Annotated in this window: 10 protein-coding genes and 1 riboswitch; of the genes, 8 read left to right on the forward strand and 2 right to left on the reverse strand. The window is 47.1% G+C overall.

All coding sequences use genetic code 11. The annotated features are described in order from the left end of the window. The first annotated feature begins 62 nt into the window (after nt 1–62). Nucleotides 63–1,001, forward strand: a complete 939-nt coding sequence (locus ACE3MZ_RS06985; protein WP_411345733.1) for an NADP-dependent oxidoreductase — start codon at nt 63–65, stop codon at nt 999–1,001. A 128-nt stretch (nt 1,002–1,129) separates the two neighbouring features. Continuing rightward, nucleotides 1,130–1,678: a MarR family winged helix-turn-helix transcriptional regulator gene (locus ACE3MZ_RS06990; protein ID WP_411345734.1), complete on the forward strand. Its 549-nt coding sequence runs from the start codon at nt 1,130–1,132 to the stop codon at nt 1,676–1,678. A 102-nt stretch (nt 1,679–1,780) separates the two neighbouring features. Here the strand turns inward: ACE3MZ_RS06990 and ACE3MZ_RS06995 are convergent, their stop codons facing one another. After that, the gene (locus tag ACE3MZ_RS06995; RefSeq protein WP_411345735.1) at nt 1,781–2,392 is read right to left on the reverse strand and encodes a GNAT family N-acetyltransferase; all 612 of its coding nucleotides are present in this window, start codon (nt 2,390–2,392) and stop codon (nt 1,781–1,783) included. A 325-nt stretch (nt 2,393–2,717) separates the two neighbouring features. Here ACE3MZ_RS06995 and ACE3MZ_RS07000 point away from each other — a divergent pair, with 325 nt between their 5' ends. Further along, nucleotides 2,718–6,185 (forward strand): HAD-IA family hydrolase, encoded by a 3,468-nt coding sequence (locus ACE3MZ_RS07000; RefSeq protein ID WP_411345736.1) that lies wholly within the window; start codon nt 2,718–2,720, stop codon nt 6,183–6,185. Between the two features lie 290 nt (nt 6,186–6,475). Here ACE3MZ_RS07000 and corA read toward each other — a convergent pair whose 3' ends face one another. After that, complete coding sequence (corA, locus tag ACE3MZ_RS07005) at nt 6,476–7,411, reverse strand: magnesium/cobalt transporter CorA (protein WP_411345737.1); 936 nt, start codon at nt 7,409–7,411, stop codon at nt 6,476–6,478. A 478-nt stretch (nt 7,412–7,889) separates the two neighbouring features. Continuing rightward, nucleotides 7,890–8,026: riboswitch (SAM riboswitch) on the forward strand. Between the two features lie 150 nt (nt 8,027–8,176). Here corA and metA point away from each other — a divergent pair. The 5 genes from metA to ACE3MZ_RS07030 all read left to right on the forward strand — a co-directional run bounded on the left by metA (nt 8,177) and on the right by ACE3MZ_RS07030 (nt 13,082). Then, nucleotides 8,177–9,118 carry a homoserine O-succinyltransferase gene (metA, locus tag ACE3MZ_RS07010; RefSeq protein WP_411345738.1) on the forward strand — a complete coding sequence of 314 codons (942 nt, stop codon included), beginning with the start codon at nt 8,177–8,179 and terminating at the stop codon, nt 9,116–9,118. A gap of 67 nt (nt 9,119–9,185) precedes the next feature. Next, nucleotides 9,186–10,376 carry an aminotransferase class I/II-fold pyridoxal phosphate-dependent enzyme gene (locus ACE3MZ_RS07015; RefSeq protein WP_411345739.1) on the forward strand — a complete coding sequence of 397 codons (1,191 nt, stop codon included), beginning with the start codon at nt 9,186–9,188 and terminating at the stop codon, nt 10,374–10,376. A gap of 6 nt (nt 10,377–10,382) precedes the next feature. Next, nucleotides 10,383–11,633 carry a PLP-dependent transferase gene (locus tag ACE3MZ_RS07020; protein ID WP_411345740.1) on the forward strand — a complete coding sequence of 417 codons (1,251 nt, stop codon included), beginning with the start codon at nt 10,383–10,385 and terminating at the stop codon, nt 11,631–11,633. Nucleotides 11,634–11,795: 162 nt separating this feature from the next. Then, nucleotides 11,796–12,122: a hypothetical protein gene (locus ACE3MZ_RS07025; protein ID WP_411345741.1), complete on the forward strand. Its 327-nt coding sequence runs from the start codon at nt 11,796–11,798 to the stop codon at nt 12,120–12,122. 162 nt (nt 12,123–12,284) lie between these two features. After that, the gene (locus ACE3MZ_RS07030) at nt 12,285–13,082 is read left to right on the forward strand and encodes an SDR family NAD(P)-dependent oxidoreductase (RefSeq protein WP_411345742.1); all 798 of its coding nucleotides are present in this window, start codon (nt 12,285–12,287) and stop codon (nt 13,080–13,082) included. Nucleotides 13,083–13,171: the final 89 nt, after the last annotated feature.

Here is a 13,171-nt window from a genome sequence, read left to right on the forward strand (position 1 = left end):
TTATGTTGCCGGCAACATAAAACATTAAAAATTCAAATAACCCAACAAAAAAGGAGTTTATTATGATGACCAACAATACAATGCAAGCGATTTTGATCGACCGTTACGGAGATGCTAACGTGCTGGAATTACGCGAAACGGATCGTCCTCAACCTCAGGAAAATGAAGTACTCGTCCGCATCGCTTATGCTTCGATGATTCCGTTGGATTGGAAAATTCGCAACGGCTGGCTGGAGCAAGTATTCCCGATCACCTTCCCATACACTCCGGGATTTTACGCTTCCGGTATCGTTGAAACTGTAGGTTCACAAGTAACTGACCTGCAACCGGGCGACCGGGTTTTCGGAGACTTGCGCAGCTCATATGCTCAGTATGCGATTGCTGAAACAGGAGCATTGGTCAAGCTGCCCGATTCCATTTCGCTGCAAGATGCCGCTGCGATCAAAGCGGGAGCAGATTCTGCATGGAAAGCCTTGTTCCTTGAAGGCAATCTGCAAAGTGGACAAACCGTTCTGATCCATGCTGCTGCTGGCGGGGTTGGTCAATTCGCAGTACAGCTTGCCAAATGGAAAGGTGCTACGGTGATCGGAACTGCTTCGGCAGACAATGTTGATTTTGTACAATCACTTGGTGCGGATCAAGTAATCGATTATCGCAGCGAAGATTTTGCTGCAATTGTACATGATGTTGATCTGGTTGTGGATACAGTTGGCGGAGATACAGAACAACGTTCCTGGGGTGTATTGAAGCAGGGTGGTATGCTCGTATCGCTCGTCGGTGATCCTGATGCCGAACAGGCTGCGGCTCACGGCGTGACAGCAAAGTTCAATACCGTGTTCGCTGCTCGTGAACATTTGCTTCAGATCGTGAATCTGATCGCCGATGGTACGCTGAAGGTGGAAACAGGTCGCGTATATCCACTGAGCCAAGCCGGAGCAGCGCAGCAGTTCAGCGAACAGCGGCGTGGACGCGGCCGTATACTGCTCAACCCGGAAGCCTGATTCGGTTTGCGTATACTGGAATGGCTTCTATACAAATTGTATGATAGAAGCAGCAGTATTCTGTATACGAACCAGAATCGCTTAGATACAATAGGAACAGCGTATTCAGAAGAAACGAGGACAATACAATGAATGACGAACAAGCTCACTCCGTTCCATCTTCTCAAGCTCACGATCCACATAGCCAAGAGACGCACAGCGCTGCTGTAGATCATTCTTCTTCAGCACCTACGCGCGAATTCAGTGCGGGCGATCAATATCCAGTCAGCTTTGCGATCTTTGCCGCTGGACGTTCACACAAAGGATTGGCTGCCCAAATGCTACGCGAAGTCGGTCTATTTCCCGGGCAGGAAATTTTATTATTTCAGCTATGGGATCAAGATAGCCAATCGCAAAATAGTCTCGGACGCGCACTGCGACTGGATCATTCCACCGTCGCCAAATCTGTCAAACGATTAGAAGAAGCCGGGCTTGTATCGCGCTCCCGCTCACCGCAAGACGGTAGAGTTACGCTCGTATCACTAACCGATGCTGGACGAGCGCTAGAGCAGCAAGTAACCGAAGTGTGGCACCGTATGGAAGAAGCGACAACAGCAGGACTCACAGAAGAAGAACTGACGATCCTAACAAAACTGGCACTAAAAGTCGCAGCCAATTTGGATAACCAACTAAAATAAAGCAGCTGCCACGAACCCATGCACAAAATACAGCAAAAAGACCATTTCTTCGCGAAGCGGTCTTTTTTGCATGCTCGTATTATTTATGTACGTTGTTCTTATCTACATTTTTACCTTGGCATATATACAAGTATCCGTCCAACGCAACCCATCCGCAGACAAATCCTCATTTTTCAAAATCCCCTCTAATTCAAATCCTAACCGTTCTGCTAATGCTCTGCTTTTCCAATTTGTGCTCTCGCACTGAATCGCCATCCTTCTAAATCCCAATCGCTCAAAACCAAGCTCTATTAACGCTTCAACAGCTTCAGCCATATATCCGTGCCCACTGCAACTGCTACGAATCCAATATCCCAATTCACATTTCTTCACCTGATAATCAATGCCCTGCAAACTGACAACCCCGATAAACTGTGCCGATTCTTTGGAAAAAATCAGATACCGAAACCCTTCCCGACGTAGAAAACGTAACCTCGCCTGTTGCAAATCAATTTCCGTGTCCAATAATTCAGGAACACGTTGAGCGAACGGTAAAAACAACATTAACTCATCCAACGACTCCCGTATAGCCGCATTCACAATAACCGAATCATGAATTTCGACTCTTCCAATCAAAGGCGAACGAATCAAAAGCCGCTCTGTCTCAACATATTCCGGTATAGGATCTGCCAAGGTATATGTCCCATTGTGTTCCTCATTATCCTGCATATCCATTCTATGTACTCCTTCACCCAATTATAGTTTTCTCACTACTCTACTACCACTACCCCCAAAAGCGCAATATTGCCTCCCACCCCCAAATTCGTATACGCGAAGCGTCCTATCCTTTCCAATATACAATTTCCTCACTTCCACCAATATTGCACTTTTCTTTCCCCATCAAACCAGTTAATATCTTTTCTAAGAGCGTCCCCCTAGCAAATATGGTTAATGATGAAGAGTACCACTATCCCAGTAGTATCATCTGAATGAACAGAAGCTTGCAGCAAGCGACAGTACAGTACATCTACCAGCTTAACGAAGAAAGGGGAATGACCACATGAGAGAAGGAACAACGATTTATGAAGTAGAACCGTGGGTAATCCGCGAGACTTCTTTTAATCCACAATACAATCGCCGAAGCGAAACCGTATTTACCGTAGCTAATGGGTATATCGGGATGAGAGGACATTTTGACGAAGGCATGAATGTGCCGGAAGTGGATGCGCTGAATGGTACATACCTGAACGGGTTTTATGATTCGGCAGATATTATATACGGAGAAGAAGCATACGGATATGCCCGCAAACGGCAGACGATGCTTAACGTAACCGATAGCAAAATCATCGAACTATGGATTGAGGGCGAACGCTTCAATCTGCTAGCAGGGCGCATCGTCGATTACGAACGCGTACTGGATATGCAGACAGGCATCATGACTCGCTGTATTACATGGGAGAGTGGACGTGGACGTCTGATCTCGATTTGTATTGAGCGTCTTGTTTCGTTTGCGAATAAGCATGTGGCGATGATTCGCTATAAGGTTAAGCCGCTGAACTTTTCCGGTGAGATTACGCTTGTATCCTCGCTCAATGGCGAAGTGCATAACGAGATTTCCGAAGGCGATCCGCGCGCAGGTGCGGCTTTTACCGGGCAGGTGCTGCATACGATTGACAAGTCCGAGGAAGGCACACGTATGTCGCTGGAGCAGCGCACGTCCGAGACAGAGTTCCATCTGCTGTGTGCCGCCGATCATCGTGCCAACCTCAAGCATGACGTGAAGACAGAGGAACACGAGCAGCGTCTGGATAAACATTTTATATTCAATCTGGAGCAGGATCAGGAAGCGATTTTGGAAAAAGGGATTGTCTATTATTCCTCCAAAGACTACGAGGTCGAGCATCTGGATATTCTCGCTCAATCTACACTCAAAGACGTAATAGAAGATGGATTTGACGAGCTAGCTACACTCCAACGTCAGCGTTTGGATGAATTTTGGGAAACGGCAGATATTCAGGTTGAAGGCGATGAGAAGCTACAGCAGGGATTGCGCTTCAATGCCTTCCATCTGTTCCAGTCAGTCGGTCGCGATGGGCTGACTAATATCGGTGCCAAAGGGATCACCGGCGAAGGGTATGAAGGTCACTATTTCTGGGATACGGAAACGTATATTATGCCGTTCTTCCTGTACACTCAGCCAGATCTGGCGCTTCGTTTGCTCGAATTCCGTTATCATACGCTACCCAAAGCGCGTGACCGTGCCGTAGAGATGGCTGCTTCCGGTGCCTTGTATCCATGGCGGACGATTGGCGGGGAAGAAGTATCCGCGTATTATCCAGGCGGTACGGCACAATACCATATCGACGCCGATGTGGCACACGCTGTCATTCAATATAGCGAAGCTGCCGCAGATGAAGAATTTTTGCATACCAAAGGTATGGAGATTCTAGTGGAAACGTGTCGATTCTTCTTATCTGTTGGCGACTGGATTCCGGGCAAGGGCTTTTGTATTAATGGAATTACCGGACCAGATGAGTATACAGCGATCGTCAACAACAATACGTATACGAATATTATGGTCAAAGACCAGCTGGAGTTTACCGTGCGTGAACTGCGCAACTGGCGCGATAACGACCGGGCGAATTACGAGTCGATGATCCAAAGCCCGATGGGCTTGTCCGACGATGAGATCAACGTATGGGAGCAGGCAGCAGAGTCGATCTATATTCACCGTCAGAGTGGTCTGATCGGACAGGATGATTCGTTCTTGGACAAAGGCATTTGGGATTTTGAGAATACACCAGCAGACAAATATCCGCTGCTGCTGCATTTCCACCCACTGGTCATTTACCGTCATCAGGTGCTGAAGCAAGCGGACTTGATTTTGGCGATGTACATGCAAGGTCATCGCTTTACGAAAATGGAAAAAGTGCGTAACTATGCTTACTATGAGCCGCTGACTACGCATGATTCCTCTCTATCAGCAGCGATTCATGCCATTCTCGCTTCGGAACTTGGCACGATGGATCCGGCATATGATTTCTTCATTCAGTCAGCACGTATGGATCTGGATGATATTCATAACAACGTCAAGGACGGTATTCACGCCGCTTCGATGGCAGGTAGCTGGTTGACAATTGTCGGTGGATTTGCTGGTATGCGTCAGTATGCAGGCTTGCTACATTTTGAACCGAAGTTGCCACCAGGCTGGACACGTTATACGTTCCGCGTCCAATTCCAGAAGCGTCTATTGGAAATGACCATCGAACAGAATCAAACGACTTACAAATTGCTGCGCGGCGAACCGCTGCTGATCGACCATTATGGTGACCAGTATCTGGTTGCATTAACTCAGCCATTGGAAATGAAAAATCGTAAACTGGGTGCTGTCATTTTCGGTCTGGAAGGTGTACTGATTCCAATGCCAGAACTGGAGCAGCATTATGAGATGCCAGCAGAGAAAGAACGCGAACCTGCATTGGTTGGTGCTGCGGCAGACCAGCATGATTATGAGGCAGAAGATGAGAGTAAGAAGCCCAATACAGGACCAACCGGTAAGCTGTTCGATCAAGCGGTAAAACGCAATAAACAGGCAGCACAGGATGCTGCCGACAAAGCGGATAAGGAAGAAGAACAGCATCAACAACAAGCTACCGTTGCGCAAAAGCAAGCGTCTTCTGCCAATACCAACGAACAATCATCTACCGAAGCGCAAGAGGAAGTTGTCCATCCGCAAGAAGATGATAATCAAGATACAGTTAGTCAGCCAAATGTAGTGGATACGCCAGCAGAAAATAATAAATTAACCGATACGAACCGCACAGGTAACAAACGTGGTAAAGGTAAAGCTGCTGACAAAACAACCGCATCGCGTCCGCCAGCATCCAAAGGTAATCCAGACGATACCGACAACCAACGTCTGAAAAAAGCATCTGCGAGTAACGATGAGCATAGCGGCGAAGAAAATGCCCAAGTGTCAAGTCATCCATCGGATGATCAAAAGGCAGTCAACCCTCCTGCTGCATCGGCACAAGGGGATGGTGAAGATACTGTGCTGGATACTGGACATGCCCCAGATGCACAGACTGAGCCAGCACTGCCAATTGATGAGATGAATGAGCAGGAAATGCATCGCGAATTCTTGTTACCAGGTGTAGAAAGTCTGCTTGCTCAACTGCATGAACAAAATGTAAAAGTGCTGCTTGCTACCGATCGCCCGGATGCGCGTCAGATTCTGGAACGTCTTGGCATGGATCACTATTTTGCCTCTATCATTCAAGCGCAGGATATTACCCATCCGAAGCCAGACCCGGAAAGCTTCGTGCTTGCCGCTGAATCAGTAGATGTGCATCCATATCACTGTATGGTCGTTGAGGATTCACCAGAGTGCTTGCGCTCAGTTCGTCAGGCAGGGATGAAGACCATCGGGGTCAGCCTGCATCATATTATGGATCACGCCCACTTTACCGTTGCCAGCCTGGAGCATTTAAATGCAGAAACGATGGAGCGGTGGATGGAGATTCCTTGATGATTCGTAATGCATATCGTACCAGCCGAACGTATATAGCAAGATGAATATACATGTAGCGAATACGGCTATGCAATCTGTTCCAAAGTAAATCCAGAGTTATAAAAAGGCACCTCCGATCTCCTGATCTACAGGAAGTCGGAGGTGCCTTTTATACAACCTATACAACCAAATCAAAAAGCGTCCATACCGGAATGCATATTCCGCATGGACGCTTTTCATAATACAATACAGATCAACATATATGGTAGATGACAATGCATAGCAGAGATGGGATCAGCGACAGAAAGTTAGATCCAGTCACGTTTACGGAACGTGAAGAACATTGTCAAACCAAGTACGATCATAATACCGATCACCATCGGATAGCCGAAGGGCCATTTCAGCTCCGGCATATTCTCGAAGTTCATTCCATAAATGCCCGTAATGACCGTGAGCGGCATGAATATCGTCGTGATGGCGGTAAATACGCGCATAATTTCATTCGCACGATTGGCGATACTCGACTGGTACGCCTCTCGTAAGTTGCCCATCAGATCGCGGAATGTATCAAACATCTCAGATACTTTCACGGCATTCTCGTACACGTCACTAAAATATTTTTGCAGCTGATCGTCGATCAGGCGCAGGTCTTTTTTGTTGAGCGTATTAATAACCTCGCGCTGTGGACCAAGTACCCGTTTGAGCCACAGAATCTCACCGCGTAGACCGATAATTTCGTTCAGATGCGACTTTTTCGTATTCATCAGAATACTTTCTTCCAGCCGCTCGACTTGATCTTCGATCCGATCGCCAACGGTGAAATAGTTGTCCACCACCAGATCGACCAGCAGGTACATGAATTTGTCTGGACGACTCACTTCCTCTTCCCACAAAATCGGTTTGAGGGTGCGCAGCTCACTGATTTTCTGTTTGGTCACGGTGATGATAAAATGACGTCCCAAGAAAATATTCAGTGCGCGCAGGAAAATCTCTTCATCGTCAAAACGAATACTGTTCACAACGATAAAGTAGTGATTTTCATAAATTTCGATTTTTGGACGCTGCTCCTCATCGCCCATCATGTCCTCAACCGCCAGATCATGCAGCATAAAGAGTGGCTGAAGCAAGATCAGATCATCAAGACCAGCGTCTATCCAGTAGAAGCCTTCCTCCGGTGCAACCAGTGTTTCATTAACATCCTCAACCAGCGTGAAATTGCCGGCGTTTACGTGCCGAATTTTCATAATATGCTCTACTCCTTTTTCATATAAATGAGCAGGAAAGAGACGGCAATTGTACACACTTATTTAAAGCTTCGCTATAATCTGAAAATTACATTTTCAACATGGCGCGCTCCTCCGGTATCCTCTTGTCGTTTTCTTCCTGCGATATGGTGGAATCTTCTTGCCAGCTACTCCTCGGGTCGCCTTCCATCTTGAAATTCACCTCTTTGAAATAAATTGAATACCAACATGTTTTACGAAAAACATGAAAATACGCCAAATACTTGTTAAGTATACCGTGGCGACAGCAGGCTTTCAAGCTTAATTCATCACGTCACGATATAAGTTGTATATCGGTAGAACTTACCCTTGACGATAGGTATGACGATGGTATACGATATCGTATATCCAATCCGGTGAGCTTCCATCTGGAACATCCCATATTGGAATAAACGATAACGTGTCTTTCTATTTTTTACCCCATAATCAAATACAGCGAATCTTATCAAGAGCAGGCGGAGGGACTAGCCCTATGAAGCCCGGCAACCGGCAGTCATATACTGTACGGTGCTAATTCTAGCAGAGATACAGGTACATCCTACGATGAAGTATCTGGTATCTGCTGACAGATGAGAGAGGCGCTATATAGACGCATCCTTTGCGGATATGACCTTTCTCAGTATGTTTTGGAGAAAGGTCTTTTTGCGTTACACATCGCAACTCTCCTTCCATCATGCGGGCAGCTGCTCGGCTGTATTATCCACACATTTCAAGGAGTGAATCAGTATGCCAATCAAAATTCCAGACAGTTTACCGGCGAAAGAGATCCTTTCCGGGGAAAATATTTTCGTGATGGATGAATCGCGCGCGTACCAGCAGGATATTCGTCCGCTGCGCATCGCGTTGTTGAACCTCATGCCGACGAAGGAGACGACCGAAACGCAGCTTCTGCGGTTGCTCAGTAACAGTCCGCTGCAAGTGGACATTTATTTGCTGCATACGCGTTCCCACACATCCAAAAACACATCTGCTGAGTACCTGAACGCCTTTTACAAAACCTTTCCAGAAGTCAAGCATCTACGCTTTGACGGTCTGATCGTCACCGGTGCGCCAGTGGAGACGATGGATTTTGAAGATGTGAATTACTGGGAAGAGATTCAGGAAATTTTCGAATGGAGCAAATCCAACGTCACCTCGACGATGCACATCTGTTGGGCATCACAGGCTGGCTTATATCACCACTTCGGCGTACCGAAAGTCGATCTGCCGGAGAAATGCTTTGGTGTATTCCCACATACGCTCAACAAAAACAATGTGCAACTGCTGCGAGGATTCGACGAATTATATTTTGCCCCGCATTCCCGTCATACCGAAGTGCGGCGCGAAGATATTGAGAACGTACCAGAGCTAGAAATTCTGTCCGAGTCGGAAGATGCCGGTATCTACATTGTAGCGACAAAAGACGGCAAACAAATCTTTGTCACCGGTCATTCCGAATATGATCCATTATCCCTGAAATGGGAATACGACCGCGATATCGCACGCGGTATGGACATCGCTGTCCCGAAAAATTACTATCCAAACGACGATCCAACTCGTACGCCGCCGTCGATCTGGCGCGCGCATGCAAACTTGCTGTTCTCCAACTGGTTGAACTATTACGTGTATCAAGAGACTCCGTACGATCTGGAAACAAGCAAGGCCGAAATTGGTCTGTATTCCATTTAAACAGTAGAGACTATATCAAAAGAGATCATATCAAACTTGAATTGGATATCTGAGGAGGAAGTAACCTATGACGGAACATAAAAAGAATGAATCTTCACTTAATATTGAAAGCCGGTTAGCCCAGATTGGGTCGATCCATGAGCCGGTAACAGGAGCTGTGAATTTCCCCATTTACCATTCGACTGCATTCCGTCATCCAGCACTTGGGCAAAGTACAGGCTTTGACTATATTCGTACGACCAACCCGACTCGTGCTGTACTGGAAGAAGCCGCAGCTGGACTGGAATCCGGTGATGCAGGGTTTGCCTGTAGCTCCGGCATGGCGGCGCTGCAAACGATCTTCGCGCTGTTTGGTCAGGGCGATCATCTGATCGTCTCGCTTGATCTGTATGGCGGAACGTATCGTTTGCTGGAACGCATCCTATCCAAATTTGGCATTACTGCATCTTATGTAGACACGAACGATCTGGAAGCGATGAACAACATCGTACAGGACAACACCAAAGCGGTATTTATCGAAACGCCGACCAATCCGCTAATGATGATTACCGATATCGAAGCGGTAGCGACATGGGCGAAACAGTACAATCTGCTGACCATCGTGGATAACACGCTGCTGTCGCCATTTTTCCAACGTCCGATTGAGCTGGGCGCGGACATCGTTGTACACAGTGCGACAAAATATCTGGGCGGACATAACGACGTACTCGCCGGATTGATCATTACCAAAGGCAAAGAGTTGTCTGATGAGATGGCATTTCTGCACAATTCGATCGGCGCAGTACTGTCACCAACCGATTCGTATCAGCTGATGAAAGGCATGAAGACGTTGGCGCTGCGTATGGAGCGTCATGAATACAACGCCACAACGATTGCGAACCATCTGCTAGAGCATCCGCAAATTGCCGAAGTGTTCTATCCTGCACTGCCAGATCATCCGGGGCATGAGGTACAGAATCGTCAATCTAGCGGTAACACGGGGATTTTCTCTTTTAAAGTGAAAGATGCTCGTTATATTAAACCGATCTTGAGCAATATTAAACTGATCGCCTTTGCTGAAAGTCTGGGCGGTGTGGAATCGTTAATGACCTATCCAGCGATTCAAACGCATGCAGATATTCCACTCGAAATCCGTGATGCAATCGGCGTTGACGATCGTCTACTACGTTTCTCCGTGGGAATTGAACATGTAAATGACCTGATCGCCGATCTGGATCAGGCACTGGAAGCAGCACGTATTGAAGTAGAAGGAGCGTGATTGGACATGACCCATTCCGGCAACGAACAGAACAAGAGCGGTGTGACGCAGCTAGACCCTGCACAAGCTAACAGTCACGCTCATTCCGGTCGCGGCGCGGCTGGCAAGTCATACAAAGAACGCAGCTTTGAAACGAAATTGATCCATTTTGGTGCCGAGATTGATCCGGTAACAGGTGCATCCAGTGTGCCGATTTATCAGGCGTCAACTTTTCATCAGGAAGATATTCTGAATCCACCGCAGCATGATTACAGCCGTTCTGGTAATCCGACGCGGCAGGCGCTGGAAGATTATATTGCGCTGTTGGAAGGCGGAGCGCGCGGATTTGCCTTTGCTTCGGGCATGGCTGCCATTTCGACCGCATTTCTAATCCTGTCCGCAGGCGATCATGTCATTGTGACTGAAGATGTGTACGGCGGAACGTATCGTTTTCTAACGACCGTGCTGAACCGGATGAATATCGAGATCAGCTTTGTCGATATGACCAATCTGGAGCAAGTGAAAGGCGCACTGCGTCCGAATACGCGCGCCGTTTATATGGAAACGCCGTCCAATCCGACGTTGAAAATTACGGATATTGGCGCAGTGACGAAGTGGGCGCAGGACAATCATCTGTTGACGATGTTGGACAATACCTTTATGACCCCGTATTACCAGCGTCCGATTGAACTGGGTGTGGATATTATTCTGCATAGTGCGACCAAGTTTCTGTGTGGTCACAGTGATGTGCTGGCAGGGCTTGCTGTCGCTCGTACACCAGAGCTGGGCAAACAGCTCAAGCATCTGCAAAATGGACTTGGCACTGTACTCGGTCCGCAAGATTCATGGCTGTTAATGCGCGGCATGAAGACGCTCGGCGCGCGTATGGCACATACCGAGAAAAGCACCGCGATTATCGCTGACTGGCTGAACAACCGCGATGATATTCATGCGCTATATTATCCGGGGCTGAGCAGTCATCCGGGTCATGCGATTCAAGCGGCACAGTCCAGCGGCTTTGGCTCTGTACTATCGTTTGATGTCGGTTCTGGTGAACGTGCCAAGCAGGTACTGGATCGTGTGCAGTTGCCACTCGTAGCGGTAAGTCTGGGAGCAGTCGAAAGTATTTTGTCCTATCCGCCCACGATGTCACACGCCGCAATGGGTGCGACCGTTCGTGCAGAGCGCGGCATTACGGATGGTCTGCTGCGCTTGTCGGTTGGGCTAGAGGATGTCAACGATCTGATCGCAGATCTGGAGCAGGCGTTGGAAGATTGATTTTGGATGTAATGATCTTCAGAAAGTGAGTATCCCTTTTGATGTAGATAAGACAAAAAGTCATGGATTACTATGAACTTGATCTTATTTATGTTAAAAGGGATTTTTTCTTGGATTGATATGATTGAAAACAAATTTATTATTGTATAGGAGGATGTAAATTTGGCAATAGTCACATCAACTATAATTGCTGTAGCTACTTTTTTGTTTACTGTTTTTAAATATTTTCATGAGAAAAAAGAAAATAGACGCAATGTTGAATTTGATCAATATATAAGAATACTTGATAGAGTCACAGGTAGGCATCCAGATGGAAAACTGATGGTTGAGATACAGCAAATTTCCGCTGTTTATCAACTACTCGAATTTAAAAATTTTAACTATATTACATTGCCTATACTTATTCATTACAAAGAAATGTTTACTGGGGAAGAAGATTCGAGCTTCATCAGAGCAATCAATAATGTATACAGCAAGATTTCGCAATAAACTGAAACATTATATTTTGAAGTGTATTGCAAACGTTATCAATAACAACTGCCGTTTATATCCTATCTCAACGGGTAATGACCATACGTAAGTAACATCCGTGAAGCATGATGACAAGTAGCCATTTTGTTTCTCAAAAACCATCACACGGAGGACCTAACTATGACTCATAATACTTACCCTTTTGAAGATTCTGTTGTACTCATTACCGGCGCTAGCACAGGTATTGGACGTGCAGTTGCTGCTGCTTTTTTGGAAAATGGCGCCAAGGTCGTACTGGCTGCGCGCAGTGAAGATAAGTTGTATGAAGTAGTGGATCGTTACAATGATGATCGGTATCTAATCGTACCGACTGATGTGCGTGTTCGCGCACAGGTAGATGCATTGGTTGAAAAAGCAGTAGAGCGCTTTGGCAAATTGGACGTTGTGATTAGCAACGCCGGTGTCAGCGTGGTCGGGCCTATCGAAGAATTAACCGATGAGGACTGGGACAATATGCGTGCGACTAACATCGACGCTCAGATTTATCTGGCACGCGCTGCTACGCCGCATCTGGTGAAGTCGCAAGGCTCGCTGATTGCCACCTCATCTGTATCTGGTCTTGCTGGCGATTGGCCACACCCGGGGTATAATGCGACCAAAGGTGCAGTCAGCCTGTTCGTCCAATCGCTGGCATTACAGCTCGGTGAAAAAGGGGTACGTGTTAATGCAATCGCTCCGGCATTTACGATCACCGAGATGACCAAGCCGATGATCGAAGAGGGCGGTCAGGAAGTCGTAGAGAAGTTCAAATCTCGCGTTACCCTACAACGCATCGCCGAAGCGGAAGATGTCGCACCAGCGTATCTGTTCCTCGCCAGCCCGGATGCCAAATACATCACTGGCGTAATCCTGCCAGTCGATGGCGGTACGAGCGCATCCAACGGTCAGGGCAACTCTCCGCGTGAATTTGGCAATTGACCATACAGAATATGCATGAAACGGTATGAGCAAACGGTACACCATGATTCATATAAGATTTAAATACACGACTGTGCGATACAGTTGGA

Origin of the sequence: Paenibacillus sp. WLX1005 (genome assembly GCF_046603685.1) — a bacterium.
Classification (GTDB): domain Bacteria; phylum Bacillota; class Bacilli; order Paenibacillales; family Paenibacillaceae; genus Saccharibacillus.